General features: G+C 38.6%; 30 protein-coding genes, 1 other RNA gene and 1 pseudogene. 16 read left to right on the forward strand and 16 right to left on the reverse strand.

Features of this window, described 5'->3' with window-relative positions; genetic code table 11:
* Positions 1-175: 175 nt before the first annotated feature.
* A complete protein-coding gene (locus HMPREF9708_RS00490; RefSeq protein WP_006307964.1) occupies positions 176-1,390 on the reverse strand; it encodes a dicarboxylate/amino acid:cation symporter in 1,215 nt (404 codons plus the stop codon).
* A gap of 324 nt (positions 1,391-1,714) precedes the next feature.
* On the opposite strand from HMPREF9708_RS00490, the gene HMPREF9708_RS08455 reads away from it, so the two are divergent.
* Both HMPREF9708_RS08455 and HMPREF9708_RS08460 read left to right on the forward strand, forming a co-directional pair.
* Positions 1,715-1,903: a hypothetical protein gene (locus HMPREF9708_RS08455; RefSeq protein WP_040447680.1), complete on the forward strand. Its 189-nt coding sequence runs from the start codon at positions 1,715-1,717 to the stop codon at positions 1,901-1,903.
* Positions 1,904-2,187: 284 nt separating this feature from the next.
* Complete coding sequence (locus tag HMPREF9708_RS08460; protein WP_232215557.1) at positions 2,188-2,388, forward strand: transposase; 201 nt, start codon at positions 2,188-2,190, stop codon at positions 2,386-2,388.
* Positions 2,389-2,504: 116 nt separating this feature from the next.
* Here HMPREF9708_RS08460 and HMPREF9708_RS00500 read toward each other — a convergent pair whose 3' ends face one another.
* Positions 2,505-3,377 (reverse strand): helix-turn-helix domain-containing protein, encoded by an 873-nt coding sequence (locus tag HMPREF9708_RS00500; protein ID WP_006307965.1) that lies wholly within the window; start codon positions 3,375-3,377, stop codon positions 2,505-2,507.
* A gap of 438 nt (positions 3,378-3,815) precedes the next feature.
* On the opposite strand from HMPREF9708_RS00500, the gene HMPREF9708_RS08230 reads away from it, so the two are divergent.
* The 4 genes from HMPREF9708_RS08230 (at position 3,816) to HMPREF9708_RS00515 (ending at position 7,128) form a co-directional block, all read left to right on the forward strand.
* Positions 3,816-4,130 (forward strand): hypothetical protein, encoded by a 315-nt coding sequence (locus HMPREF9708_RS08230; protein WP_006307966.1) that lies wholly within the window; start codon positions 3,816-3,818, stop codon positions 4,128-4,130.
* Between the two features lie 53 nt (positions 4,131-4,183).
* Complete coding sequence (locus HMPREF9708_RS00505; RefSeq protein ID WP_006307967.1) at positions 4,184-4,810, forward strand: ATP-binding cassette domain-containing protein; 627 nt, start codon at positions 4,184-4,186, stop codon at positions 4,808-4,810.
* Positions 4,811-4,937: 127 nt separating this feature from the next.
* Positions 4,938-5,969: a hypothetical protein gene (locus tag HMPREF9708_RS00510; protein WP_156798754.1), complete on the forward strand. Its 1,032-nt coding sequence runs from the start codon at positions 4,938-4,940 to the stop codon at positions 5,967-5,969.
* Positions 5,970-5,979: 10 nt separating this feature from the next.
* Positions 5,980-7,128 (forward strand): hypothetical protein, encoded by a 1,149-nt coding sequence (locus HMPREF9708_RS00515; protein ID WP_006307969.1) that lies wholly within the window; start codon positions 5,980-5,982, stop codon positions 7,126-7,128.
* A gap of 233 nt (positions 7,129-7,361) precedes the next feature.
* Here the strand turns inward: HMPREF9708_RS00515 and HMPREF9708_RS08235 are convergent, their stop codons facing one another.
* Both HMPREF9708_RS08235 and HMPREF9708_RS08240 read right to left on the reverse strand, forming a co-directional pair.
* Positions 7,362-7,538, reverse strand: a complete 177-nt coding sequence (locus HMPREF9708_RS08235; protein WP_006307970.1) for a hypothetical protein — start codon at positions 7,536-7,538, stop codon at positions 7,362-7,364.
* A 703-nt stretch (positions 7,539-8,241) separates the two neighbouring features.
* Entirely contained in the window at positions 8,242-8,469 is a 228-nt protein-coding gene (locus tag HMPREF9708_RS08240; protein ID WP_156798755.1) for a hypothetical protein, read from the reverse strand.
* Positions 8,470-8,518: 49 nt separating this feature from the next.
* Here HMPREF9708_RS08240 and HMPREF9708_RS08245 point away from each other — a divergent pair, with 49 nt between their 5' ends.
* Positions 8,519-8,689 (forward strand): hypothetical protein, encoded by a 171-nt coding sequence (locus HMPREF9708_RS08245; protein ID WP_006307972.1) that lies wholly within the window; start codon positions 8,519-8,521, stop codon positions 8,687-8,689.
* Between the two features lie 129 nt (positions 8,690-8,818).
* On the opposite strand, the pseudogene HMPREF9708_RS00520 reads toward HMPREF9708_RS08245, so the two are convergent.
* Positions 8,819-9,040: pseudogene (locus HMPREF9708_RS00520) on the reverse strand (helix-turn-helix domain-containing protein); the annotation flags it as partial.
* Positions 9,041-9,210: 170 nt separating this feature from the next.
* Between HMPREF9708_RS00520 and HMPREF9708_RS00525 the strand changes: the two are divergent.
* The 4 genes from HMPREF9708_RS00525 (at position 9,211) to HMPREF9708_RS08645 (ending at position 12,493) form a co-directional block, all read left to right on the forward strand.
* Positions 9,211-9,882: a LexA family protein gene (locus tag HMPREF9708_RS00525; RefSeq protein ID WP_006307974.1), complete on the forward strand. Its 672-nt coding sequence runs from the start codon at positions 9,211-9,213 to the stop codon at positions 9,880-9,882.
* An 89-nt stretch (positions 9,883-9,971) separates the two neighbouring features.
* Positions 9,972-10,583 (forward strand): hypothetical protein, encoded by a 612-nt coding sequence (locus HMPREF9708_RS00530; protein ID WP_006307975.1) that lies wholly within the window; start codon positions 9,972-9,974, stop codon positions 10,581-10,583.
* Between the two features lie 791 nt (positions 10,584-11,374).
* Entirely contained in the window at positions 11,375-11,509 is a 135-nt protein-coding gene (locus HMPREF9708_RS08250; RefSeq protein ID WP_006307977.1) for an Arm DNA-binding domain-containing protein, read from the forward strand.
* A gap of 9 nt (positions 11,510-11,518) precedes the next feature.
* Positions 11,519-12,493: a tyrosine-type recombinase/integrase gene (locus HMPREF9708_RS08645; RefSeq protein ID WP_408610321.1), complete on the forward strand. Its 975-nt coding sequence runs from the start codon at positions 11,519-11,521 to the stop codon at positions 12,491-12,493.
* Between the two features lie 129 nt (positions 12,494-12,622).
* On the opposite strand, the gene ssrA is transcribed toward HMPREF9708_RS08645, so the two are convergent.
* From ssrA to mltG, 9 genes are all read right to left on the reverse strand, one after another.
* Positions 12,623-12,985, reverse strand: a transfer-messenger RNA (tmRNA) gene (ssrA, locus tag HMPREF9708_RS07970).
* 102 nt (positions 12,986-13,087) lie between these two features.
* The gene (locus HMPREF9708_RS00545) at positions 13,088-13,699 is read right to left on the reverse strand and encodes an ECF transporter S component (RefSeq protein WP_006307979.1); all 612 of its coding nucleotides are present in this window, start codon (positions 13,697-13,699) and stop codon (positions 13,088-13,090) included.
* 20 nt (positions 13,700-13,719) lie between these two features.
* Positions 13,720-14,031 (reverse strand): HesB/YadR/YfhF family protein, encoded by a 312-nt coding sequence (locus tag HMPREF9708_RS00550; RefSeq protein WP_006307980.1) that lies wholly within the window; start codon positions 14,029-14,031, stop codon positions 13,720-13,722.
* A gap of 45 nt (positions 14,032-14,076) precedes the next feature.
* Entirely contained in the window at positions 14,077-14,709 is a 633-nt protein-coding gene (locus HMPREF9708_RS00555) for a response regulator (RefSeq protein WP_006307981.1), read from the reverse strand.
* Complete coding sequence (locus tag HMPREF9708_RS00560) at positions 14,702-15,802, reverse strand: sensor histidine kinase (protein ID WP_006307982.1); 1,101 nt, start codon at positions 15,800-15,802, stop codon at positions 14,702-14,704. The genes HMPREF9708_RS00555 and HMPREF9708_RS00560 overlap by 8 nt, the downstream gene beginning before the upstream one ends.
* Positions 15,799-16,551, reverse strand: coding sequence for a cell wall-active antibiotics response protein LiaF (liaF, locus tag HMPREF9708_RS00565; RefSeq protein ID WP_006307983.1), 753 nt, complete (start codon positions 16,549-16,551; stop codon positions 15,799-15,801). Before liaF ends, HMPREF9708_RS00560 begins: the two co-directional genes overlap by 4 nt.
* Before the next feature lie 94 nt (positions 16,552-16,645).
* A complete protein-coding gene (greA, locus tag HMPREF9708_RS00570; RefSeq protein ID WP_006307984.1) occupies positions 16,646-17,128 on the reverse strand; it encodes a transcription elongation factor GreA in 483 nt (160 codons plus the stop codon).
* A gap of 19 nt (positions 17,129-17,147) precedes the next feature.
* Positions 17,148-17,768: a uridine kinase gene (gene udk, locus HMPREF9708_RS00575; protein ID WP_006307985.1), complete on the reverse strand. Its 621-nt coding sequence runs from the start codon at positions 17,766-17,768 to the stop codon at positions 17,148-17,150.
* A gap of 258 nt (positions 17,769-18,026) precedes the next feature.
* Complete coding sequence (mltG, locus tag HMPREF9708_RS00580) at positions 18,027-19,199, reverse strand: endolytic transglycosylase MltG (protein WP_006307986.1); 1,173 nt, start codon at positions 19,197-19,199, stop codon at positions 18,027-18,029.
* Positions 19,200-19,627: 428 nt separating this feature from the next.
* Here mltG and HMPREF9708_RS00585 point away from each other — a divergent pair, with 428 nt between their 5' ends.
* Together HMPREF9708_RS00585 and HMPREF9708_RS00590 are read left to right on the forward strand one after the other, a co-directional pair.
* Positions 19,628-19,822, forward strand: a complete 195-nt coding sequence (locus HMPREF9708_RS00585; protein ID WP_006307987.1) for a helix-turn-helix domain-containing protein — start codon at positions 19,628-19,630, stop codon at positions 19,820-19,822.
* 256 nt (positions 19,823-20,078) lie between these two features.
* Positions 20,079-21,488 carry an aldehyde dehydrogenase family protein gene (locus HMPREF9708_RS00590; RefSeq protein WP_006307988.1) on the forward strand — a complete coding sequence of 470 codons (1,410 nt, stop codon included), beginning with the start codon at positions 20,079-20,081 and terminating at the stop codon, positions 21,486-21,488.
* A gap of 264 nt (positions 21,489-21,752) precedes the next feature.
* On the opposite strand, the gene HMPREF9708_RS00595 is transcribed toward HMPREF9708_RS00590, so the two are convergent.
* Together HMPREF9708_RS00595 and HMPREF9708_RS00600 are read right to left on the reverse strand one after the other, a co-directional pair.
* Positions 21,753-22,397, reverse strand: a complete 645-nt coding sequence (locus tag HMPREF9708_RS00595) for a P-II family nitrogen regulator (RefSeq protein ID WP_006307989.1) — start codon at positions 22,395-22,397, stop codon at positions 21,753-21,755.
* A gap of 10 nt (positions 22,398-22,407) precedes the next feature.
* A complete protein-coding gene (locus HMPREF9708_RS00600) occupies positions 22,408-23,877 on the reverse strand; it encodes a DUF1538 domain-containing protein (RefSeq protein ID WP_006307990.1) in 1,470 nt (489 codons plus the stop codon).
* Positions 23,878-24,090: 213 nt separating this feature from the next.
* Here HMPREF9708_RS00600 and HMPREF9708_RS00605 point away from each other — a divergent pair, with 213 nt between their 5' ends.
* The 3 genes from HMPREF9708_RS00605 to HMPREF9708_RS00615 are packed head-to-tail and all read left to right on the forward strand — an operon-like array spanning position 24,091 to position 25,906.
* The gene (locus HMPREF9708_RS00605) at positions 24,091-24,489 is read left to right on the forward strand and encodes a GntR family transcriptional regulator (RefSeq protein WP_006307991.1); all 399 of its coding nucleotides are present in this window, start codon (positions 24,091-24,093) and stop codon (positions 24,487-24,489) included.
* Positions 24,464-25,144 carry an ABC transporter ATP-binding protein gene (locus HMPREF9708_RS00610; RefSeq protein WP_006307992.1) on the forward strand — a complete coding sequence of 227 codons (681 nt, stop codon included), beginning with the start codon at positions 24,464-24,466 and terminating at the stop codon, positions 25,142-25,144. Before HMPREF9708_RS00605 ends, HMPREF9708_RS00610 begins: the two co-directional genes overlap by 26 nt.
* A complete protein-coding gene (locus tag HMPREF9708_RS00615) occupies positions 25,145-25,906 on the forward strand; it encodes an ABC transporter permease (protein WP_006307993.1) in 762 nt (253 codons plus the stop codon).
* The last annotated feature ends 3 nt before the right edge of the window (positions 25,907-25,909 follow it).

Consider the following 25,909-nt stretch of genomic DNA (forward strand, 5'->3'; position numbering starts at 1 on the left):
GGCTACCGTAAGGATACCCATTTCAAGAACCGCATTCTTTTAATATCGCGACTGTATGTGTCAGGAAGAAAAGAAAAAGAGACCAAGCAACAACTTGTTGCTTAGTCTACTTTCAACACCATCAACCCTATTTGACATAGAGCCTTTATTTTTTATACATTTCTTTAGTATTTAACTATACACTTCTTTCAGGCTTTGCAGTTTCTGCTGTTTTTGAAAACCATTTGTCTACGATTAATGCAATCGCATTATCACCAGAAATATTGGTTGCCGTACCAAAACTATCTTGAGCGATATAAAGCGACACAAGTAATGTAGCCGCTGATCCTGAAGAGTCTAGCCCTACCATAAATAAGAATGGTAAAGCTGCCATAATGGCTCCACCTGGTGCACCTGGTGCAGCAACCATTGCAATACCAAGTGTCATAATGAATGGTATCATTGTCGTTGGTGAATATGACATATCATTCATCATTAATACTGCCGTCACACAACTAGTAATGGTAATCGTACTTCCCATTAAATGTGCTGTTGCACAGAATGGAATAACAAAATCACGAATCTTAGCTGATACACCGTTTTTCTCAGCAATTTCTAAACTAAATGGAATAGTCGCTGCTGATGATTGCAATCCAACCGCAGCTAAGTAACCTGGAATTTGATTTTTAATTAATGTGACTGGATTCTTTCCAGTGTATGAGCCTGCGATAACGAACCATAAAATAATAAATACCCAGTGAAGTGCAATAATAATTAAGAATACTCGCCAGAAAACAGACAAGATTGTAGTAAATGTTCCAGCATAACTTAAGTTTACAAAGTTACCAAAGATGAAGAAAGGTAACATTGGAACAATAAATTTTTCTAATGTAACAACAACAGTTTGGTTAAATTCATCGAAGAAATTATACATGACATAACTATCTCTCTCTGTTCTTAACCATGAAATACAAATACCAAAAATAAACGCAAATACAATGGCAGTTGTTACTTCAAACATTGGTGGAATAGTAACTTCAAATATTGGAGCTAATTCAGATCCACTAGTCTCTACAAAAGATGTTCCTTGATCAATAAACATGGGGAATATTGTAGTCGCCACTAATAATGCTGTCACACCCGCAATAATTGTAGATAAATATGATAATCCCGTTGTCGCTGCTAATAATTTGCCTGCCCCGTCAGATAAGTCAGCAATGCCTTTGACAATAAATCCAACAATCATTAGCGGAATAAAAAAGTTAAGAATATTACCAAAAATTGAAGAGAATGTTACTGGAATTTGTAAAATAAATTCTGGTAGGAATGTCATTTGTCCAACTATAGCACCTAATACAATCGCTAAAATTAACTTAGGGATTAAACCAATCGACTTTTTCTCTTTTGCCATAAATAAACTCTCCTTTTTCATTTAGTTAAAATAAGTGGTCACGATCCCCCTTTACTGAAATAATATAAGAAAGCGCTTCCCTCGCCTCGGTTAAATAATATCATTATATCTTATTGATAGCAACCATTTTTTCACTATAAAGATATTTATAAATCTAATTATAAGACATTAAAGAGATTGCAAAATGAAAATTACTAAAATCATTACAGGAGCTATTAGAGGGAATTGTTATATATTAGATAGATTGTAAAAGTAATTGCGACAAACAAAAAAACAGAAGCCCGATATACTTAAAGTGCTCACAAAAAAGAAAGACCCCTGTGCATGACTAATGAGATAAGAAAATTCCTCAATATTAAGGACTCAAATATCCATTTCTCCCCAGATTCTGTTCAAGAACAAGACGATATCGTTCAAGCCCTCAATTGCGAATTAAATCGGTATCGAATCCAATGGATGAATCAGGTCAAACATCACGATAGACGGCTCTATAATAAGCGGAAACGGTATTAGAAACTGTTCTTAAAGAAGGAGGCAGACCTTCACCACACACTACAGGGGTTTACCCTCTTTGATTCTTTGACAAATACCGGCCATATCATCGATTACCTCTTGGATCAAATTCATGTCTTTAAAGAAACTTATCGGATGGGTCAAAACCTTCGTTATGCCCTAGAAAAGTCTGATTACGATCAGTTTATGGTTAATCTTTATCAAGCACCTAACCAACCACTCGCGCCCGGATTAAGAAGGCTTTTAGAACCTTTAAGAAATTCCAGCCTTATATTTCCAATACCATTAACCATCCGCCTATTACCAATGGCCCAATCGAAGGGATCCATAATAAATTTAAAGTCCTTAAACGCAATGCTATGGTTATCGTAAGGATACCCTGTTCGAGAACCATATTATTTAATATCTCGACTTTATTTGTCAGGAAGAAAAAGAGACTAAGCGATATGTATGAAGAGGATAACTGGCGATCGAGCCAGTCTTGAGATGACTCCCAGTAAAATCATCAACAATGCATCGCATCTGACCCCATTTCGCGACTAGTAACACCGAATTATCAGGTTTAGGATTTACTTGACTAAAAGAATAAAAGCCAGAATGATTATTCAAGTGAAAAGTCTTTACCAAAGAATTCTGATAATTCCTCATAATGATTTCTCAGATGAGGGAGATTGTCAAAGTATTCTAATGTTTTAATTGCTTGAAGACACTTTTGCTTTCCTGATAGTAAGTAATTCTGTTTAATAAGGTAAATTCCTTCCAAATGAACTAACCGGTTCATTTCAAAGAAAAGAGTTGAGTTCGCCAAAAGCGTTTTCGTCGTTATGATCATATGGCTAGCTGCACGTAATTCATTGTTTTTAATTAATACATAAATCATGTTGAGGTATAAGGTAGCTTGAATATGTTTATTTTGCTGAAGATGAATATATTTTTCACTTCTCTTACTCGCTATCTTAATCGTTGCCTTCACGAAAGCTAGAGGCAAAAATTCTAAACAATTGTTATATAAACAAAGTTCATAGTATGTCCATTCTTCACTGTTGAAAAGATAATCGATGATCACTTGAGAAAGTCCCTCATCAAAAGGTTCTTTATCCATTTTGTAACAATACTGATCAATAATAATAATATTATGTTGATGGCGGATATTTGGGTCTTTGTGATAGTGGTCTGATTCTAGAGATTTAAGAGTTAATAATTTTTCTTTATTATTATTTAAGATAGCTTGCGCTATATGATAATAGATTGTCGATTGGTTGAAATATTTTTGCTCATCAACGTTTATTAATAGTTCATTAATCGTTATATTTAAGCGATCTAACAATTCAAAGAAACTCACAATACTAATTGAGTGAAGATTATTTTCAAATTTTGATAGTTGTTGACGTGAGAGAATATCTTTAGAAACCTCTATTTGAGTATATTTCTTCTTCTTACGTATATCAGAGTAAGCAGATCCAAAAGTATTCAACCTGACACCTCCAAACGTTCGTTTTTGCGCATTTTGATCGTGGATGTACAAATTATAACATATCTAAGTCAAAAAAAATTAACTCTACTATACTAAGGTTAACCAAGTTAATTTGAACGGAGAGGTTTTATGATCAAGAGAAGGCTTCTACTAACCACTTGCTGTTTATTATTTTATTACTCCAACTCAAATTTCTTTTGTTCCTTACAATCAACAACATCTATCATTTTAATTGGCGATGGAAATGGACATCCTCTTCCACCTTTAGCTAGATAGATCATTTTTAACAAATGCGAATAACCTGATAGATAAATGTTTTCAACGAAAACATTTAGGATTATTTTCAGATAATAAGATTAGTAGGAAGGAGGATAGATTAACTGCTGCTGTTTCAAAACGATAAAATTTAAAAAAATAAAAAAGTGAGGGATAATTTTCATGATTATAAATAAAAATTCAAAAAATAAATACAAAAAAATTTTACTGTTATTTTTTTCATTTTTCACATTAACCGGTTATTATTTTTCAAATCCTATAACCACGGCTAATGCTCAGTCACAAAAAATGAGAGTGCTAAAACTTTATTATTTTGACCGGAATAAATTTACAGGTTCTTATTCAAAAGAAAGAGGACATCGTTTCATTTATATCCCCACATGGTGCAGACCTGCTGGAAGTTCAGATAGTATCGTGGGTCATGGGTGGAATTACCACACAATACAGCGTATTTTTTACTTTACTGGTGGCTGGTAATATGATAGAATGGAAGGTTTTCCTTCCGTTCTTATATTATGAAGGAGGTTTCTATGTTAGAACTAATCGATGTATCAATTGAAACGCGCCATCCGATTGCTAAGCATTTATCTTATCTTTTTGACAAGCAGAATATTTACGGTGTCATAGCTCCTAATGGTAGCGGAAAAACAACTCTCTTTCGGTCGATTGTTGGTTTACATCCAATACAAAAAGGAAAAATTATGATTAATCATCAGCCAGTTAACCAACAGAGAATCAAAATCTTTTATTTAGAGACCCCTGATTGGCTCGATCAAAACATGACAAGCTTAGACTATCTAAGCTTAGTAAAAAAAGAATGGCACTCACAAGTCGCGGTTGATTCTATTATTGAACGTTGCCAACTAAGTCGTTTTATTAAATTGCCAATTCATAAATACTCACTTGGCATGAAACAGCGACTAATATTTGCTCTATATTTAATAAGTGATGCTGAAATCCTACTATTTGATGAAACCCTAAATGGCTTAGATACTGAAACGAGAGAAATTTTTCACTCTGAAATTATTAAACTTGCACAAGCCGATAAGCTAATAATCATTAGTTCTCACTATCACGAAGAACTTCATAAAATCTGTACCAAAATGTTGCGGCTCCATAACTTTCAGCTAGAAGAAGGTGAAGAAAATGGCCGTTAACCTTTTTTTAAAGCGGATTTTAAATAATCGAATCGCCGCCTTCTCCCTTCTATTCATTGTCATTGCCATTCCGCTGATCTTATTTTTAAATGCTCAATTGATCAATGAGACGGGTCTGCGAAACATTTTGGTAAAAGAATCACAAGATTATACAATTGATATCAATCATACCAATTCACTCATACAAGATTCAACGCTATCTCTAGAAGACAGAAAAATGCATGAGAATAATATTGAACTCACCAAACAAATGATTGAACAGAACCAAGAAATTATCCAATTATTAGATGACCAGAATTATTATGAAGCATACGACTTAATGTTAGCAAAAAAAATAGATACCCAGAACGCCGTTTCTGAACATCCTGAATTTTATGGCGAACATTATCACCAGATATTAGAATCAATCAAAAGCGAACAAGATTTTTATCGCTATTTAATTGACCACCGGTTAAAGGCGGATGAGTATCAACCGGTATACGGGTGGACCTTTGCTTTTTCTATTTGGAATGATTTGCTCCCCTGGCTCATTTCTATTCTTTTGATCGTTATCCTCAGTGTGCAATATAGCAAAAAATTTTATAATAAACTCAATATTTATCGTTTACGACCCATCTCTTTTTATCATGAAGCATTGAAAGAAATTGGTTTAGGTTTACTGCTTGCCCTTCTGCTATGGTGTGGCGCCTTATTATTAGCTTTCGGATTAGGAAGTTTGTTTTTTGAGCAAGGAAGTTTGAATTATCCCATCCTAACCTTTAACAAATCAAATGGTTTTATTTGGCTTTCCCTCATTTCAATCATCGGACCAACTGGTCTATTACAAATTTTTTCTTTATTATCACTTGTCACAACTATCTACCTGGTAACTTTTATCTTTAAAAATAAATTATTGTCAATGGTCATGACTTTATTGATCATCACTGGATCCATGACAGCAAGTTATTTTATACCATTCTTTGAATCAGCTGCAGCTTGGCTACCCTACACCTATCTCCAATCCGCCTCAGTTATTACAGGCCAATATAACTTTAGCCTGCCTAGAGCTGAAACAAACCTTAGCTTGGGGATAGGCGTAAATAGCACTTGTATTTTATTTCTCTTAATGTTGACCTTCTTAATTAATAATTATCGATCCTATAAATATCGAAATGGATAGGAGGTCCAAAATGAAACCTATTTTGCTAAAAAAGATTTTCCATAATAAATTGAATTTTTTCCCACTCATTGTGATTTGGTTATCGATAAATATAATTCTATTCTTTAATTGGCGTTCAGGTAGAGAATTGACCTTAATTAACCAAATAACTTCTGAACAAGTTGAATTAGAACTTGTTATCAGCCAACTAAAAGATGAACATAGCAACCCTCATCTCGAAAAGCAATCGAAAGACCATATAGAAAATAGTCTAGAAGACACAGAAAAACAGCTCTATTTGAACCGTGATCTATTATTGGCCTATGAAGCTAAAGATTATCAAAAAGCTTATTCCATGATGGCTCAAAAAATAGCACACAATCGAAAGCGTCTCAATAACTTCCAAAACTCAGAAACCGTAGCCGCTCTAAAACGTGATGAAGCCTATTATCGTTATTTAGCAGAAAAAAATATAAAGGGTGATGCGATACAACCTATTTTTGGGTGGTCCTTTTCCTTTGAATTATGGAGAGACTATCTTCCTATTTTGTTGACCTTTGCACTTATATTCGTTTTAAGTCAAGTCTTTAGCCAAGCTCACTATCATCACTTATCCATCTATCTATTATGTCCGGGCCACTTTTTATTGAGAACGATCAAACAAATAGGAGGGGGACTATTATTTTCAATCGGAGCCTATCTGTTATCTCTTCTTTATAGTTTTACTTTAGCAAGTCTATTCTTTGAAAGGGGTTCCTCAGACTTACCGGTATTAACTTACGATGATACACTTCAAATGATCTGGCAACCCCTTGAGAACCTACTTTGGCAAACGAGCATCTTGCAGATTGTTTCGCTATTGTCCTTAGTCTCGACAATTTATTTAATAGCTTTCGTAGTAAAAGATAAGCTTTTAGCATGCCTTGTCTCATTTTTATCGATACTAGGTTTAATGATTCTAACTTATTTTATTGTGCCCTTACAGGAAGTCGCTCACTGGATCCCCTATCATTATCTTCAATCTCTAGCCATTACGACTGGACACCATCACCATGCAATTCAAATCAATCGATTGGAAGCCGATTTTGGTATCTTTTTAAATCTTACATACTCAATCTTATTACTAGGAATCATCTATTTGATCGATCAATTTAGACGAAAGAAACATAAAAATGCTTAATAATTTAGAAATATTAACAGACTGCAGAAATCTTCAATGCAGTCTTTTTATCTTTGCTTTCATAGTAAATCAACTATTGATTCTTTTTATCACTTCTTCTTGCAACATTTGAAGTGCTTATTTCTCGTCGTCTATTTGTGCTCCGGATTCTGAACTCTATTCAATGGTTTCAAGATAGGCTCACCCCCTTTAATTTTGCGCATAAAAATAGCACTCCTCGAATGAGTGAGTGCTTAAGCGCAGTAACTTATATGACCTTTAATTTTATTAAAAAGATTAATTATATCTTTAGGAGTATCCGCTAGAAACTGAAAATGCCACTTTTTATTATTATCTTGGGTTTGTTTTTCAATCCAAGGAACAACTTCTTTTTGAAAAATAACGTTATATTCATTTGGAAACATCGTCATAGTCAAACATCCTCCTAACAATATCTGATAAATAAGCATTAAAATCTTTATTTACTAAAACTTCTGCCGAAATCTCGTTATAACGCTCATCAAAATAGAAATCATAGGCGTACCAACTCAATTTGTATAAATAATTATTATCATAAATTTTTTTGGTCTTTTACATATTTGATAAAGTCAGCATCTAACGACTGCTTTGCATCTTCAACTGAATTATAACATTTAGGATTCTGTTTGCAAATTTATGAACCAGAATCTAAAACCCAATATTAGAAAGGACATCACATACCTTTATGGGAATTAAACTAGATCCAATAAGTACCCTTATACCTGGTAGAATTATTTCACCTTATGAATTTCAAAAGCCATTTACTAATCTTGTAACTATCCCATCGAATCAAAGTCTTCAATTTTCTTACTACATAACAAAACCTATCAATAATGCTGAAATTAAAATATCTGTAAAACAAAGGCTCAGATATTTCAAACGTACTCAATCATTCATCGTCAAATTTTCGAAGCTTTAGTAAGATTCTGATATTCAAAATTAAATGAATAAGCAGCAATAAGTTGGTTAAATCCATCCCTTCAACCCTTTTAATTAATAATTTTCCCACCTCTTTAAAAGGATTTATTGCTTGTTTAGTAGGCTTTTATATCAAGGTTATTTTCTGGATGACAATTCATAGTTTCAGATAGGTTATTAATGTTTTTTTTGTAACCTATCACTAATAACTTGTAAATCTGAGTTGTCCAGCGCCAACTGGTCGGCTTTTTCTTTTAACCTAGCATCGATCGCACGATTTAATTCAAACCATTCTCGTTTAGTAAACTGTTTTCTGAAATTTAAAAAACATTTGATACGTTCTTCCATTCTTACTCCTCTCTCCTTTCTTAAATAACAGACCTTGGATAGTGTTAATTCATTCAATTACATTCTCCTTTCGTGATATACTCTCTATATGAGAGGGGGTAGAAATATGAGTGAACATCTAAATGACAAGGAAATCGCATTAGAACTAACACAAATAATGTTCGAACATTACAATAAACGCGTTGATGCAAAGGATAACGGTCGTCAAATTGATGTCGAATTTGTCGGTAAAATGTACCAACATTTTCATAAGATCGTATCTTCTTTCAACAAATAAGAAAATTAATGAAACTTAGCTTTGACGGTTCTTTTATAACTTTCTCTTCCTACCACTACTCCCATAGAAAGTAGGAAGAGTATTTTTAATACATCTTTCATTTAAATTCTCCTTTCTAAATTGATTGTTCTTTTTAGGGAACGATTCTCGTAAAAAAATTCCCAGCTGATTTTCATTGTACCCAAGAATATTAGCCATTTTTACCAGTTCATCAGCACCTATTCCAATTAATCCGTTTTCTCTCTTAGCATAGGGAGTCCTGCTTTTCCAACCCATTGCTTCAGCCATATCATCTTGAGTTAAACCATTTGCGATTCTTTCGGCTTTTAGCCTTTTCAGATCCATTGTCAATTTTATCACCTCTTTCCGTTCTCTTTCGGGTACGGTTATATTATTGCACGTATGTTCTTTTTTGTCAACACTTTATTCAAATAAATTTTCTTTTCGCTAATAAAAATGTTTTTATTGTATCCTTTTGGGAACGGTGATATACTATGTTCAAGAAATGAAAGGAGATAGCCATGAGGTCAAATAATGAAATAGTGACAATTATTGAAGACAAAATGAAAGAAGATGGATTGTCGCTTAGTGAACTAGCTAGGCGTGTAGGCATGGCAAAATCAGCAATTTCAAGGTACTTTAATCGTACCAGAGAGTTCCCGTTGAATAGAATTAATGATTTTTCTAAAGTTTTAGATTTAGATCCTAAGTATGTCCTTGGCTTTGAAGATCAATCTGACATCCAAGACATATACGATCAACTCCACCCACCCCGCCAGCACAAAGTGCTAAATTATGCCGAAAATCAGCTTGAAGAGCAGAATAGCGGTGTGGAAGAGTCTTCTACTATCTATCTTGTCGGGCAGACTGCTGCTGGGGAGCCTTTAGAGTATTCTAAAAACAATGCAGAACAAATAAACACCACTGTTCCGAGAGGTGCTGACTATGCCCTTACCGTCAAAGGAGATTCTATGGAGCCTTTAATTAAAGATGGATCCATCATCTTTTATAAGGAACAACCCACCGTGGAAAATGGTGAGATAGCGATCATGGAATTGAACGGTAGCGAAGTGACGTGTAAGAAATTTTACTTTGATGGTGAGAAGGCTATTCTTAGATCGACTAATGATAAGTACGAGGATATTATCGTTGAGGGTGAGATTAGGATTATTGGGAAGGTTATTTTAAACTAGCCGAATTCGACCAGTTTAGAATAGAAGTCAGCCAAATTTTAACCGTATGGAATTCCATACGGTTAGAAGTAAAACAGGAAGGTGATACAATGAAAAGAAAAGTCTTATTCTACAGACTTATTTTAAATCGTAATATCAATTTTAATTTACTTGAAGATGACACTACACTCCCAGAAGCTGTCGAAAAATTATCAGATGCACAACGAGAAGCCGATAGAATCTTCATTTTAGACAACAAAATTATTTTTCTCATATCATTTGATAAAAACCACATATTTGGTACATTTGGGAAAATTGAAGATATCAGTGCGGGCGACACAGTTAGAGCTAGAGACAGAGAGACTTTTTCTGTCACAGATTTTGAGAATCTAGTTGAAACTTATACCTACTTTTATTTAGATTTAGGCACTAATCGTTTAGCACTAATTTATAAAAGCGGAATTCCAGATATCAAAAAGCCGTTAGAAAATTTTATTTTAACTCATTTTAGATTAACGGCATTATTTAACGCAGAAATAGTTATAGAAAAAGACCAATCTATCCCCACCAGATATGGCGCTAAGATTCCTGTTGCAAAAATCAAAGTAAAATACGCATCTGATGGAAATCCAGGAAATATATTTGCTAGTCCAACAGAAATACTTCAACTGAGTCAAAGCGACGTCAGAGAAGGTGATATGAATATAGTATTAAATGAGTGAACTACTGTTGAACATGGAATTATTAATAGACTATTTGAAACTTTTAATGGACGGGGCTATAGGCAGTTTCAAGTTATAACTGATGAAGAAACTATTGATTTGATTGAACAAACAGTAATAAAAAAATCCTCCATCGAAGTTGACGATGAAGATTTGAGAGATGATTTAAAAATAAAAGAACGGTTAAGATCGCTCCTTACCGATGGCTTGTAACGTCATATAAATCCAAACCGTGGATATAGCGGTCTCACAAAAAATAATTAAAAACAAATACTCCTGCAGTTTAGGTAACATTTCAGTCAAAAAGAGAAATGAAAAGATCAAACATGATAATATACCTATCAAAATCGTTCTATTAATAATTTCATCATGTTTATATATACGCATCAGCTGTCTGTACTTAGTTTCAGGGAGAGAAAACATTAAACCAAAAACCGTTAACAGAACACTCAGTAAAGTTAATACAAACTCAAATTTATATTCATGGTATGTGCTTATAGTAGAAAGGACAAAGATTGTATGCTTATTCAATAGGTAGTAAGTAGGTAAAACTATTACAGGAACAACAATGTAAATATAAATATTTAACTTTTCATATATAAATCTCGGCATTGTTATCCCTCCTTTTGAATTTATTATAGCACCGAAAGATGAAATTCACCATAAATAAAATACCCCACTCCCTACCGACCAAAGTAAACGAGTGAGGTTAAGCACAATCCCTTATGGTTAAGGGTATTTGCGTACCCTATTTTACCATATTTTGCACCGATAAAATAGGAGGAATTCATATGGCAAGTATAAAGAAAGACAATCAAACAGGCAAATGGTACTGTAGAATTTCTTATCAGGAGGATGATAAATATAAGACAAAAACAAAAAAAGGGTTTACTACTAAAAAGGAAGTCCAGGTATACGCTAACTAGCTTGAACTCATTTTATCTGAAAACAATGGGACTTTTGATGATAGCGGCGATACACCATTTGCAGATTACTTTGAGGATTGGTACTTAACATATAAAGCCGGTAAGCTAAGCCTAACCACAGATAATAGTTATCAACTTAATATCAGAATTGTAAGAGAGTATTTCAAGAAAACCCCTCTCAACAAGATCACACATAAGAAGTATCAAGCCTTTCTAAATTGGAGAGGCAAAGGTAAAAGCCTTAGTACTCTTGAAAAAACTCACTTTAAAACTCAAGAATGTTTTAGACGAGCTTTTGCTGATGGAATAATCTCTAAAGATCCTAGCTTTGGTGCTGTACTTAACTATGATGTTAAGTCTGATGATCGAATTGTGAGTCTAAATCTCAAACAGACATCTAAGTTGTTTGAAATCTTATCACCTATCGATGAACCGAAAGAAACAATTCTATACGTTGCCTTATCAACAGGCCTTCGTGCGGGCGAAGTTTTTGGGTTGTCTTGGGAAGATATCGACTTGAAGAACAAGACGCTTAGTGTAAAACGTGGAATACTTTTGAATTCGCCCTATTACTTCACATCTACAAAAAATAAGACAAGTATTCGCACCATAGCAATTACTGATGAGTTTGTTCAAAAAATCACTCGCTATCGGTTAAAGTATAAAACTCAATGTCCAGAATTTTTATTTTTAACCAAACAAAAAAAGCCAGTCATTTCACACATCAAAGTCAACGAAAAACTTAAAAAGATATGTAAGACGTCCGGCTTCCCACCACTCACTATGCATAAATTAAGACATACACATTGCAGTGTCTTGTTAGCTCAAGGCGTGGATGTACAATATGTGAGCAAACGGCTCGGACATGCAACCGTCAACGAAACCTTATCTACTTATGCACATGTCATTGATGAATTGAACCAAATTGCTAGCAATAAAGCAATAGAAGAACTATCGCTTTTAGAAACAAAGAGTGCAAAATGAGTGCAAAATTATTATGAATTCTATTGTTTTTTTATGATTTCTAAAAAGCATAAAGTTCATCACAAACGTTAATATATCAACGTTTACAAGACAGAATGAAGTTTTCTTTTTCATTCTTATTTTTAATAAAACTGGAGATGAGGGGAGTCGAACCCCTGTCCAAATACCTCGCCACCAAGGAATCTACGCCAATAGTTGTGTCTATTAGAGTTAGCTCCTGCATAGCCGACCAACAGGCATCTGCATTCGCGAGTCTGATCATCTCTTCTAGGACTTACAGACGGAAAGGCCTAGCGTATCCCACTATAATTGAGACCAGGAACTAATACATGGGCGATATTAGGCTGATCTTAGCTCGCTGTTTTTAGGCAGCTAAAGCTAAATTGTTGTTATTGTTTGCAGTTATATTTAACTGTAGCGTTTTTGAGGTAGTCGCTGCCTACCTGACGCATCCAAGGTTCGAACGATACCTGTCGAAACCATGACACCCCCAAAATAGGATAAACCTATCATAACGAAAATAAGGCTATTAGTCAAGAAAAGTCAACACAATAGCCTTAGTTGTTTCTGATTCTACCTGGGTAAGGACTCCTATTAAAGCAAGGTCTGACCCTTCTCGAAGTGAGTCAAGGCCTTGATAATGATGGGTATTGCCATTGCTGCAAAAATCGCTTCTGGTATGCCATTGACCAGGATAATCCCTCCTAGGACCTTCCATAATCCATTTAAGTCAGCGCCTTGGATTTGTAAGTACTCTGCCCGCTTAAAAATTGCGATAGATCCCAAGACCAGGATGGTATTTAAAAGCGACCCCATCAAGCCCGATAGGCGCAAGCGCCATTGATGACTTAAGTGACTTGACCCGTGGTGATAGAACCACCCTACCAGTAAAGGCATGATCATCCGCGGTAAGAGCGAAACTAAAGGTGAGGAGAAGACATAGACATACATGGGCGATGTAGGCATCAAATAGGCGCGCAACAAACTATTTAAGCCCCAGAAAGTTCCCACCAAAAAGCCTTCCCGGATCCCTAGATACAGGGTTGCAATCATAACAGTAACATGAATAATCGTGATATTCAAAGGTGGAATAGCAATATAGCCTAAAAAAGGCACCCAGGTCTGTAAGAGAATAATACCGAAAAAGAGACCCAGATGGACTAAAGACAGGGTGCGATTCGTTCGATCTTGGTGTAAGTTCAACATCGTGTCACTTCCTTTAACCCTTAATTAATGGCTTGCCCATCTTTAAAGAATTGATAATAGGGCTCCTGGTTATCTTCAGAAAGTGTTACCTTTAGATCATACCCCTTAAAGAACCATTCATCATTCTCCTCAATAAAGAAGACCAACCCATTATCCGCTTGGTAGCTTGCGATCGGATTTTCAGGTTCAAGGGGTTCCACCGCAATCCCAAAGCCAGGATTGATGGGACTTGAAGCATATATCTTAGTTTTGAAACAAATGCCTGCATTGGGGCGCAAACCCACTTCTTCTTTAAACCAATTAGCTGCAGCTTGATCAACTGTTAAATTCATTTCGACGTGGCCTAGGCCACTCCCTCCTTCATAAAAATAATCTACTTAATCGACTAGACGGTGTTGAAAGGCATAAATCGTTGCTTGGGTCCGGTCATCCACTTCTAACTTGGATAAAATATTCGAAACGTGGGTCTTGACCGTCTTCAAGGTAATAAATAATTCATCTGCGATTGCTTGATTAGAGTACCCTTTAGCAACCAATTCCAAGACTTCCCGTTCGCGACTCGTTAAGTCATCATGGAGTTGGTATTGACTCTCCTCCAGGTCGCGGTCCAAGATCTTTTGGGTAACCTCTTCTTGCATCACACTCTCTCCTTGATAAGTGGAACGGATGGCTGATGCGATCTCTTGGGCTGAAGAGGTCTTGAGAATGTAGGAGATTGCCCCTGCTTCTAGCGCTGGATAGACCTTCTCATCATCGAGAAAAGAAGTCACAATAATAATCTTAGCTTGGGGCCATTCTGCAAGAATCTTCTGGGTCGCCTCAATCCCATCCATCGTGTCCATCACAAGGTCCATGAGAATAATATCCGGACGTAATTCTAAGGCTAAATGATACCCCATCAACCCATTACTTGCTTCACCTACCACTTGGATATCCTCTTGGATCTCTAAATAAGAAGAAACTCCTAAACGGACCATTTCATGGTCGTCAACTAATAGTACTTTAATCATGGATCTGCTCCTTTTCTATCTCAACTTCAGGTATTTGAATCGGTTTAAAGGGAACTTTTACAGTCACAACAGTTCCTTGATTGGGAGAAGAGAGAATGGCAAGATTGCCTCCCATCCCCTGAACCCGTTCCTGCATATTCTGCAAGCCATAGGAGCCTAACTTATGACTGGCTTTAACATCAAAACCCCGCCCATCATCCACAATTCGAATGGTGATGGTGTCACGATTCTCTCTTAGATAGACCTCCAAATGACTGGCATTCGCATGACGCATGGTGTTGGAAATGGCCTCTTGAACAATCCGGAAGAGATGGTCTTCGATCCCGGTCTCAAGCTTCGGGTCATCTAAGTCCCAAGTCAATTGCAAAGGGATCTTCTCTTTCAATTCTAAGAGCAAGGATGTGATCCCCTGCTTCAAGGACTTGCCTTGAAGATCGACGGGACGCAAGTGGAGTAAGAGGGCGCGCATCTCAACTTGAGCATTGCCGATTACCGCCTCCACCTTCTTTAATTGACGGGCTAGCATAGGATTCTCTCGTTCATCATAGCTTTCCGTGATCGCTGACAGCATCATCATGGCCGCAAAGAGTTGCTGGCTGACCGAATCATGCAACTCTCTGGCAATACGACTGCGCTCCTTCTCGATAATTTCTTCCTTGGTTTCTTGGCCGACGAAGATGGGGGCAGCACTATACTCTTGCAGGTCTTGGGTCAAGAGGACGAGTCTTTCTCTTAATCGATCAATATCCTGGGACAGGATGGAATCATTGTCATACCAAGACCGCTGTTTGACTTCCTGGTTAAAGATTGGATGGTGGTACTTCCCTAAGAGTAGCCAGTTCACTTTGGCCCGAATCAGCTCATAGGTATTATTTAAGGCCAGAGAAATGTGAAGGCTGTATAAGGCAGATAGGGCAATCACAAGGCCGATGAGCCAGACAAAGAGGCGAACCTGCCAGATCATCGTGGTATAGAGAAAGCCCCATTCAAAGCCAGGAACATAGAAGAAACAGACACCCAAGACAAGCCCAATAAAGACGAGACCGATAAAGACTTGGTTAATAAATAAGCGAAACCATAATTGTAGATTCATAAGATGATCACCTCGACATCCCCGATTACGCTCGAGACCACTAGGTTTAATTTACGGTTGGCCTTCACATAATCAGGGGTCCGCCAGCGGAAATTCTCCAAGGTCAAGGAGTAATCTTGCCGCTCAAAGAGGACCCGCCCTGTTACCAAAGAGATATTCAGGCTCAACCCAATATCTCGGGGCACGATCAGACGAATCCGCCCATATAATTTACGGACCATCACGATGTGCTCCCCTTCTGGCACAATGGTATTGCCTAAGTCAATAATGGAATTACCACCAAAGTAAACTAAATTAATATCATCCCACTCATAGGTAGTTGGTTGCTCTTGACGCAAATTGAATAAGGAACTATGCTCCAGAATAGTCCGCTGATTCGACTGGGGGGCTACCAATTGAATACCATAATAATCCCCCAATAGATCACTTCTTGGATGGAGAACCGCTTCGGATAGATTGCCCATCTCATGCCCCTGATCCCCCCTGAAAATAAAGAAAGAAAAGAATACGGTCAAGGTCAATAACCAGAAAGATCGAGTCAACACAATCGTCAAGACGACAATCAATAGGCCTAAGCCAAGGGCTAAACGATTGAGAAAGGATTGTTTGATATAAATCGATAGTGTGACGAGCAACATACCGACCCCAAAAAGGATCAAGTAGTGCCAATCGGTGACTAATTCTAAAAGGATTAACCCCAAGCATAAGAGAATCGCATAAAAAATTCGTTCCTTAAAGAATTGCTTCACTTCTTTGCCCCCCTTCCCTGATTATCTCTATTATCTCATAGAAGTGTCGGTTTATAAACAAAAAACCTAAGCCTAAGCCTAGGTTCTGCTTCTCCTATTGCGCCTTGTCTACCTTCAGGATCTCCACTTCGAAGGATCCTCCTGGTGTTTCAATCATGACCGTGTCGCCAATTTTCTTACCTAATAAGGCCTTCGCCATGGGTGAATCATTAGAGATCTTGAAAGCCATCGGATCTGCTTCAGCGGATCCCACAATCGTATAAGCCTCTTCTTCTCCATCTGGTAATTCTTTGAAGGTTACCTGACGTCCAAGAGACACTTGGTCCATTGCCACATCACGGTCATCAATAATCTCTGCAAAGCGTATCATATTCTCCAAAGTCGAAATTCGGCCTTCTACAAAGGCTTGTTCGTCTTTGGCGGATTCATATTCAGAATTCTCAGATAAGTCACCAAAAGAACGCGCCACTTTAATCCGTTCAATGATTTCCTTACGCTTATTGACCTTTAAATCTTCTAATTCTGCTTCTAATTTTTCTTTTCCTTGAATTGTCATTGGATAAGTCTTTTCTACCATTACAACAAACTCCTTTAAATTAATTGATAATTGAATGTATTTTTGTGCTTAAGAGATCAATGGCTACGTGATTATGGCCCCCCTCAGGGACGATAATGTCGGCATACCGCTTAGTTGGTTCCACAAATTGATGGTGCATTGGTTTAACCACTTCAAGATATTGCTTGAGGACCGATTCCACACTCCGTCCCCGCTCGATCACATCGCGCTGGATACGACGCGCTAGGCGTACATCATCTTCTGTATCCACATAGACCTTAATATCACATAAGTCGCGAATCCGTGAATCTTCAAATAATAAAATTCCCTCTAAGATCAGAACATCACGTGAGATTTCGTGGCTCACTTGATCGGACCGAGTATGCTGAACATAATCATAGATCGGCACCTCAATGGTCTCTCCTGCCATAAAAGCTTGAATATGCTGGAAGTACAAATCATTATCAAAGGCCAAGGGGTGGTCGTAATTGGTCTTCAGCCGCTCTTCAAAAGGCATATGCTTCTGGTCCTTATAGTAATTATCTTGAGCTAAGACGAGAACAGATAATTCAGTGTACTGTGATAAGATTTCCTTACTCACACTTGACTTACCTGAACCAGAGCCCCCTGTGACTCCAATCACAATTGGTCTTTTTCCCATGATCCTACTCCTTTGTATTGGATACGCAAAAGGGGAGCGGAACAAGAGTCTAGCTCTTTCCCGCCCCCGCACTTCACTCATCGACAAGTATGACTTACTGGTGATCAGCTATTGCGCTAATATCTATTATTTGGTGATTAAAAGCTTCACCTAATGGATTCAAAACTAATAATAAGAAAATACCACATGTCTCAAAAATATGCAAGATGATTTTTCAGTCGGCTAGTAGATCGATCTACCAGATCAGATCGACTTGGATTACTCTTGCGCTGCTTCTTGTGTCGCTTCATCGAACAAGGGTTGTACATATTGTTCAACTAAGGCATCATGCTCTTCTTGCGTTTCTGAGTAATAGATCTCGCCTGTCTTCATATCAGCCACAAAATACAAGTAAGAGGTATAAGTTGGTGTCAGAACAGACTGGATCGATGAGAGACTGGGACTATTGATTGGACCAGGGGGCAAGGCCTCTACCTTATAGGTATTATAGGGAGAATCCACTTCGAGGTCTTGATAAGTGATTAACTCCTTATGTTCGCCTAAAGCGTAAGAAACCGTAATATCGGATTGAAGCGGCATGCCATTTGATAAGCGGTTTAAGAAGACTCCCGCCACTAAAGCCCGATCCTCGTCTGTAACAGCCTCTCTTTCAACAATTGAAGCAAGTGTTAATACCTGATGGTAGGTCAAGGAAGTATTGGCTAGACTCTCACTCAACTTCTGATATTCTAGGTTTGATTTTCCGACCATGGCCTTTATCAAGTCTTGACTAGTCATTCCCGCAATATAATCATAAGTTGCTGGGAACAAGTAACCCTCAAGCGGATACTTCAAGTCATCGATTTCTTTTAGAGGGTTTAGTAAGGATGGAAAGGCTTGTTCTAATTCTTCACGAAATTGAGGATCATTGGCGGTCTTCAGGAATTCTTCCACCTCTATTGAGGTGTTTTCTGCCACCATCTCAGCAATTTCTTCTAATTGCATCCCCTCGACGACCGTCAGGGTCGTATCCACATCGACAAAGATCGGCTCGCCCCCTTCTTCCAAAGTCTTCAATAATTGATCCGCATTCATACTCTTGGTAAATTCATAGTGTCCTGCTTGGAAGGCATGGGAGCCCTTGAATTTCATATAGAGATTAAAAAATTGACTGGATGAGGTTAGCTGGTTTTCGGCTAGGATCTGGGCGATGTCTCCGGAGGTCGATCCAATGGGAATTGTCACTTCAACCGGTTCCTGACTATTGGCATCGACTGGACTCAATGCATTGTGAATGGTAAAGTAAGTCCATACGCTTCCTGAAATAACTAAAACCAGTAAAATGATTGCCACAATGCGAACAATGCGCTGGGTCCATAGGCGTTCTTTCATACGTTTGGTTTCAACCTTTTTGGCCTCTTCCTGGATTTCGTTCCAATTTAACTTTGTCATAAATCCTCCTTTGAAGCTTTTTGCTAAGCATTATAACAGATTTTAAGTTAAATAACTATTTTTCCCCATTACTTCATCATCTCGAACAATTAGCAAGGTCTACAGCTTGTCAGTTGTTGTAGTAAAAATAGAGGTTGAGAGATGCCTCGCATAACTGAGAAAGGAGAACAGCCATAGAAAGGCGCAGGAAACGCAAAAACCATTCAAAACTGAAAAACAAGTTAGTCTTCAAAATTAACCTTGTTATAATCAGCATTGAATGGCACATAGAATGGGGAGGGCTTAAGCCCTCTCATCTTCCATGGCCAGTATAACAAAATGAAAATCAAGTTTAAAGCTTATAGACATCCTTTTGATTGGAAAGCTTTTCTAGTCTGGACGATCTTAATAGTTTTTATTTTAAGGTTAATCTTTAAGTAGGTGAATAAATGCGCGAAATAATCGAAACAATAAAATGGCTCTTAGATAACCACGGTGCGACTGAAATTTCAAAAAATACCGGGCTGTCGCAGCAATCCATCTATAAATATATGAAAAAAAGTAACCCGTCAAAAATAGAGAATATGACACTTGAGACGGCTGAAAAACTATATAACTATGCCATTTCCATCCAAAAAAATTAAAGTTGCAATCACACAACTTCGGATTATTCACTAACAGTTAAATACTTTGCACCAAAACAAGCCCCTTTCATTTAAACAGAGAGTTTTCTTTATTTTGTTAGATCTTTAATCTTACAGACCTTTGCTTAACATAAGATTTGGCTGTCTTTTTTAGGATCCTAATCACCTATCCTTCATATTGATACCGCCCTTAGCTTATTCCTTGCCATCTAAATCGCTTTCTTCTAACATAGTTAAGTAAGAAGGAGGAATGACAATGAAGACATACCAACTCTATATTAATGGCAAATGGCAGGATGCCTCTAGCCAAGAAAAACGTGAAGTTCTCAATCCAACGACTGAGGCAGCCATCGCTCAAGTCCAAATGGCCAATCCAGAGGATGTTGATCAAGCCGTCTCAGCAGCTAAGGCGGCCTTCCCTGCATGGAATCAATTACCTCGCCAAGAACGGGCTAACTACTTACAAAAGATTGCCGATGGCATCCGCGAACGTCAAGACGACCTTATCGACTCGATCGTGCAAGAATTAGGATCTAGCCGTTCCTATGTTGCCTATCAACAGGTCTTGCGGTCTGCAGAAGAATTAGAAGCCAGTATCCAAGCCTCAGAGGCAATCGACTTCGAACAAACAATTGACAACTCAACCATCATCAAGGAAGGTTTTGGTGTCGTTGCGGCCATCTGTCCTTGGAATTTCCCACTTAATCAGATTCAACGCAAAATGACGCCCGCTTTATTAGCAGGGAATACCATGGTCGTTAAACCAGCGACTGAGACACCTGGAGCGGCGATGATTCTAGCTGAAATTATTGACCAAGTAGGCTTACCAGCTGGGGTCTTTAACCTCATCACGGGCTCAGGGGCTGAAACAGGGGATTATTTAGCTGGACATCCGGATGTGCGCTTGATCTCCTTTACGGGTTCAACCCAAGTCGGTAAAAGACTCTATGATAAGGCGAAGACCAGCGTCAAGAAATTGGTCCTCGAGTTAGGCGGCAAATCACCTTTAGTGCTTCTACCTGAAGGGGACATCGACTTAGCGGTTAAGACTGCTCTCGATACCCTGACTTATAATTCTGGTCAGATCTGTACGGCCCTCAGTCGGTTAATCGTCCCAAACCAACTCGTCGCTCAAGTCGAGCAAGTAGCCCGTGACTATTTGGACAGCCTAAAAATGGGCGATCCTGACCAAGAAGATACAGTTATCGGTCCGCTCGTGTCAGCCAAGCAACAAGCCACTGTCTTGAAGTATATTGAAGAAGGCTTGGCAAGTGGAGGAAGAATCGTTTCAAATCCCAAGCCATGTCCGGACCAAGGTTTCTATGTGACACCTACAATCTTTAGTGGGATTACCAATGAGATGCCCATTGCCCGCGAGGAGATCTTTGGTCCAGTTCTCGTCATTATAGGTTATGAAACCCCAGAGGAAGCCTTGGAAATTGCCAACGATACCCCATACGGCCTGTCAGGTGCTGTGGTTGGGCCAGACCAAGCGGCCCTTGACTTTGCACGCCAAATGCGCACTGGTAACATCATTATAAATGGGGCTGGCCAGCATCACTTTGCCCCCTTCGGCGGTTACCGTGAATCAGGCTTAGGTCGCGAGCGGGGTGCATACGGTATCGAAGATTATCTAGAGGTCAAGGCTATTTTCCATCCTAAATAAATCCTATAAAATTTTATTCAGCGCCTGCTATCGTCTTAGCACACCATTAATAAACTGCTTAAAATAATTAAAAACAAAGACACCGAATGTCTAATCACTGGAAGGCCCTTTAAGGCGATCCTTTCCTGTGAGATGCATTCGGTGTTTATTCATTTATACCTGCTATCCAAGCATTAGTGTATCAAACTATCGGTTAACGATCGAATTGACCTTTCAGAACGGTGAACTTTATCATTCCATCTCTGAGGTCGATTGCGTTCGAATCTAGGATGTGAATAAGCCTGTTGCATTATTCACGGCCATAGAGAAGATAATACCTGCTCCCGGTTGGTCAATATCCAATTCCGTACTGATCTGATGGGCAATATTCCTAACCTTGTCAGACTCAACAACCATCAAGATAATTTCCTTTTCGGGTTCAATTTGAACATTGAAGATCTTGGAAGTCCGTTCGCTACCCAAGCCACGTCCATGCAAGATGGTTGCGCCTTGACCACCTGCTTGGCGCGCTACTTGCACCACATCATCTGCTTTACCACGCTCAACGATTGCTGCTACCATTTGATAAGGACTCATCTTACCCTCTCCTTCTATAAAATCATGTCCGAGTCGATGACTACCATAAACACTTGAAGTATCAAAGGAGAATAAGACTCCCTTGCCCTTCTTAGGTAATTCACATTCCACTGCCAACACTTGGTGCATCTCTGCTTCAAATTCCTTGTCCACCAACATCAAGAGGGCTTCTCTTTTAGAATCATGTAAGCCTAATAGATTCATCAAGGGACTAGAAATGGTTCCATCCGCTAATATGATTGTGCCACCTGTAGCCCCCGCCTTGCGCGCTTGCTCTAAGAAGAAGGAAGCGGTGCCTTTCTTGACGATGGCTAGAAATAATACCGTTCTCATCATCTACCTCCTATTTCTTGGTGCTTCTTGCCAATTTAATCTTAAAGATCAAGCCTAGCAATTGTATCATGACAATCGGTGTCATCGCAACCGTTGCAATCACACCAAAGCCATCGGTCACAAGATCAGCCGTTGGCGTAAAATCAGCCGCCCCTTGGGCAAAGGCTAGAATAAAGGTTGCTGTCATCGGGCCTGATGCCACTCCACCCGCATCAAATGCAATCCCTGTGAAGAGGTCATCCACAAAGAAGGTTAAGATTAAAGCTAAGAGAAAGCCTGGTAATAAGAAATGCCAGATGGCAATTTGTGGCAGCATAATCCGTAAAATGGATCCCCCTAAAGCAAGCCCAACTCCGATGGACAAGGAACCTAGGAGTAATTTCTGATTGATAAAGCCCCCTGTGACTTCTTCGACCTGGTCCCCTAACACGTGAACAGCTGGTTCAGCAAGCACAACTACCATTCCTAAGACAAAGCCGATAAATGGCATGAGGGTTTGATAGGATTGCGCCAAGTGAGAACCGAGAAACCGTCCCATATCCATAAAACCTTGGTTGACCCCGATCAGAAATAAGACCAAGCCGATTAAAGTGTAAGTAATCCCTTTGAAAATGTCACTCATTTCTCTAGCAGGTAACTTAAAATGCCGGTAGTTCATGACCACAAAAATAATAATGAGTGGCGCTAAAGCCATGAGGGATTCAAGAATCGTATGACCAATGGCTGCCACAAAAGGAGTCAAGATCCCACTGGTATAGACATACTCACTGGCCTGCCCTTCAAAACGGGCCCCCATCACCATCGATAAGAGGAGGACGGCGACAATCGGTCCAATCGACATGGTCCCAACTAGACCAAAGGAATCTTTCTCAGAACTCTTTCCCCCTTTACGGGCCGATACAGAAGCGGATAAGGCGAGGATAAAAGGAGTTGTCAAGGCGCCAGTGGTTGCTCCGGAAGCATCAAAAGCGATTGCAACAAAATCCATACTCACAAAAATAGATAAAAGCAAGATCAAGCCATAAAAGATGGCAAAGAAATACTTCATAGGAAAAGAAGCTAAAATTCTCAAAACTCCAAACACAATGAGAAAGCCAACTCCGATTGAGACGACCACCACAATCACCATTGGAGCGATCAAGCCACCCATCGCTTCTGAAACTTGCTGCCCCAAAATCAACAAATCGGGTTCAGCGACAGTCACTGAAAAACCAATTAAAAAAGACAAACCGATTAAATATAAGCGAGTATCCGCATGGGCAACTGCCTTTCCCATGGCCTCTCCAATAGGAGCCATCCCGATATCAATTCCCAATAAGAAGATGGTTAAACCCAAAATTAAGAGAAAAGCTCCAATAAAGAAGCGCGCTAACATCTCGCCCGATACATCCACAAAAAAATAGGATAAAAAAATAACCATCAAAATTACTGGCAGGACAAAAGCCAGTACTTCTTTTAATTTGTCAACGACTAAATCCATTCTCTTCCTCCTTTATCATCTAATTCTATTTAAATTCTTATTTATATTATACCATATCACCTCTTTAATAGATAAGGGTATTCAGAATATAATTTCATGGACAATATTATGATAGAATACTACTTTTTAAGAAAATACTTGTCAACCATCTGTATGGTGTGTATAATACAGTTGATCTGTATGGTGTACATAATACAGATCGGAGGTGGAAATATGAATTTTACTAGCAATCAGCCAATCTATACGCAGATTATCGAGCAAGTCAAAGATCGCATCATCCGAGGTGACTATCCCCCCGGCTATCAATTACCTTCCCGGAGGCAATTGGCCCAAGAATGGAAAGTCAATCCTAATACCGTCCAGAAGGCCTTTAAAGAAATGGAAGATCTCGCAATCATCGTCACCCCCCCTAATCGTCCCTCAATCGTTACGACTGATCAGGTCTGCCTTCGCCAATTAAAAAACGAGGCACTGGTTCATAGTCTGCAGGCCCTGTGCTATTTAGTGAGAGATCTAGATATGGATCTCGAAACAGTCATTGACCAATTGCGTCAAAAGTATCAAGTGAATAAGGAGGAAATCAAGCATGTTACAGATTCAAAACCTAAGTAAAGCTTATGGCAAGAAGCAAATTCTAGACCAAATTAACCTAGACATTAAGCCAGGTGAAATTACCGGCCTGGTTGGGGTCAACGGAACAGGTAAATCCACCCTCATCAACTGTATTGCCGGACTATTAAATTACAAGGGACAAATCTTAATTGACCAAGTGCCTTTGAAGCGACCCAATCTACAAATTGCCCATGTATCCGACCACCTAAACCTGCTCCCTCAAATGCGGGTCAAGGAGGCAAAAGACTTCATGACCCAATTCTATCCCCAGTGGAACCCTCGTCGAGCTGAAGATATTCAAGCTTTCTTTAACTTAAATGATCAGCAGGAAATCAAGAACCTATCTAAGGGAAATCAGGCCAAGTTGAATCTAATGTTAGGCTTAGCCCTTGATACACCCTATCTCTTATTAGATGAACCCTTCGCTGGGATTGATATTTTTTCACGTGAACAGACTTTGGAGCTGTTTAGTAATTTTATCCAACAAGATTGCGGCGTCTTGGTAACAACCCACGAATTATATGATGTAGAATTTTTCATTGACCGGGCGGTTCTTTTAAAAGAAGGACAAGTTGTTCGATCAGCCTATCTTGAAGATGTCCGTGAGAATGAACAGCTCTCACTTGTTGAATGGATGCGAAAGGAGTTGGTATAAATGCAAAACATCTTAAAATTAACCTACTTTGAAATGAAACAAATGTTACGGTATTGGCTAACAGTGGGGCTTATTTTTATAATCACCACCTTCTACTTTGTTCTCAAATTCCTCATGAGGAATAGTCAAGCTAGCTCCCCCCTATCCCCGCTATCCTTATACAGCAATATCACCACGACGGGAGCCCTGCTTGGAATTCTGGCGATGCCAATCGCTTGCTTTATTATTTGGTATAAAGATTGGCAAGGATCCAGTCAGATGATTAGCCGGTGGTTAGCTGCTCCAATTAAACGGTCCGACCTCTTCTGGGCCAAGAAATTAACCTTAGTTTATTATTTCATGTTGATGGTTGCCCTTGTCTTCTTGACTGTCTATTTGTATCACTTCTTATTTACCATCTTTCTGGGCAATCGGTATTTATCGGATATGCCCATCCATATGATCTTTAAATTTAATTCACCCTTTGATCTCTTCTTTGCAGATCATTGGTTAATCTCCATCCTGCAGATCTTAACTTGGATTAGTTTCATTGCCTATTTCTTTCTTGGCATTCTAATTGAACGAGCTTATAGCTGGCGACAAGGACTCTTATACCTTGTTTTCATGATTCTATTGTTCGTGGGGCTTGTGACCCTACCTTCTTATATTTCCCTCCCCGCCTCTTGGGATTTATACCTTCCCTTCCTGATCATTAACATTGCTTTAGGAATCCTGGCTGATTGGCTGGCTAACGATCTGATCATGCCGAAAATACATAAATAAGGA

The sequence above is a fragment of the Facklamia languida CCUG 37842 genome (genome assembly GCF_000245795.1).
GTDB classification, from domain to species: Bacteria; Bacillota; Bacilli; order Lactobacillales; family Aerococcaceae; genus Facklamia; species Facklamia languida.

Coding starts and splice junctions, on each gene's coding strand:
- HMPREF9708_RS00490 (WP_006307964.1), bottom strand. CDS start 1,390: ATGGCAAAAGAGAAAAAGTCGATTGGTTTAATCCCTAAGTTAATTTTA.
- HMPREF9708_RS08455 (WP_040447680.1), top strand. CDS start 1,715: ATGACTAATGAGATAAGAAAATTCCTCAATATTAAGGACTCAAATATC.
- HMPREF9708_RS08230 (WP_006307966.1), top strand. CDS start 3,816: ATGATTATAAATAAAAATTCAAAAAATAAATACAAAAAAATTTTACTG.
- HMPREF9708_RS00505 (WP_006307967.1), top strand. CDS start 4,184: ATGTTAGAACTAATCGATGTATCAATTGAAACGCGCCATCCGATTGCT.
- HMPREF9708_RS00515 (WP_006307969.1), top strand. CDS start 5,980: ATGAAACCTATTTTGCTAAAAAAGATTTTCCATAATAAATTGAATTTT.
- HMPREF9708_RS08235 (WP_006307970.1), bottom strand. CDS start 7,538: ATGACGATGTTTCCAAATGAATATAACGTTATTTTTCAAAAAGAAGTT.
- HMPREF9708_RS08245 (WP_006307972.1), top strand. CDS start 8,519: ATGAGTGAACATCTAAATGACAAGGAAATCGCATTAGAACTAACACAA.
- HMPREF9708_RS00525 (WP_006307974.1), top strand. CDS start 9,211: ATGAGGTCAAATAATGAAATAGTGACAATTATTGAAGACAAAATGAAA.
- HMPREF9708_RS00530 (WP_006307975.1), top strand. CDS start 9,972: ATGAAAAGAAAAGTCTTATTCTACAGACTTATTTTAAATCGTAATATC.
- HMPREF9708_RS08250 (WP_006307977.1), top strand. CDS start 11,375: ATGGCAAGTATAAAGAAAGACAATCAAACAGGCAAATGGTACTGTAGA.
- HMPREF9708_RS00545 (WP_006307979.1), bottom strand. CDS start 13,699: ATGTTGAACTTACACCAAGATCGAACGAATCGCACCCTGTCTTTAGTC.
- HMPREF9708_RS00550 (WP_006307980.1), bottom strand. CDS start 14,031: ATGAATTTAACAGTTGATCAAGCTGCAGCTAATTGGTTTAAAGAAGAA.
- HMPREF9708_RS00555 (WP_006307981.1), bottom strand. CDS start 14,709: ATGATTAAAGTACTATTAGTTGACGACCATGAAATGGTCCGTTTAGGA.
- HMPREF9708_RS00560 (WP_006307982.1), bottom strand. CDS start 15,802: ATGAATCTACAATTATGGTTTCGCTTATTTATTAACCAAGTCTTTATC.
- greA (WP_006307984.1), bottom strand. CDS start 17,128: ATGGTAGAAAAGACTTATCCAATGACAATTCAAGGAAAAGAAAAATTA.
- udk (WP_006307985.1), bottom strand. CDS start 17,768: ATGGGAAAAAGACCAATTGTGATTGGAGTCACAGGGGGCTCTGGTTCA.
- mltG (WP_006307986.1), bottom strand. CDS start 19,199: ATGACAAAGTTAAATTGGAACGAAATCCAGGAAGAGGCCAAAAAGGTT.
- HMPREF9708_RS00585 (WP_006307987.1), top strand. CDS start 19,628: ATGCGCGAAATAATCGAAACAATAAAATGGCTCTTAGATAACCACGGT.
- HMPREF9708_RS00590 (WP_006307988.1), top strand. CDS start 20,079: ATGAAGACATACCAACTCTATATTAATGGCAAATGGCAGGATGCCTCT.
- HMPREF9708_RS00595 (WP_006307989.1), bottom strand. CDS start 22,397: ATGAGAACGGTATTATTTCTAGCCATCGTCAAGAAAGGCACCGCTTCC.
- HMPREF9708_RS00600 (WP_006307990.1), bottom strand. CDS start 23,877: ATGGATTTAGTCGTTGACAAATTAAAAGAAGTACTGGCTTTTGTCCTG.
- HMPREF9708_RS00605 (WP_006307991.1), top strand. CDS start 24,091: ATGAATTTTACTAGCAATCAGCCAATCTATACGCAGATTATCGAGCAA.
- HMPREF9708_RS00610 (WP_006307992.1), top strand. CDS start 24,464: ATGTTACAGATTCAAAACCTAAGTAAAGCTTATGGCAAGAAGCAAATT.
- HMPREF9708_RS00615 (WP_006307993.1), top strand. CDS start 25,145: ATGCAAAACATCTTAAAATTAACCTACTTTGAAATGAAACAAATGTTA.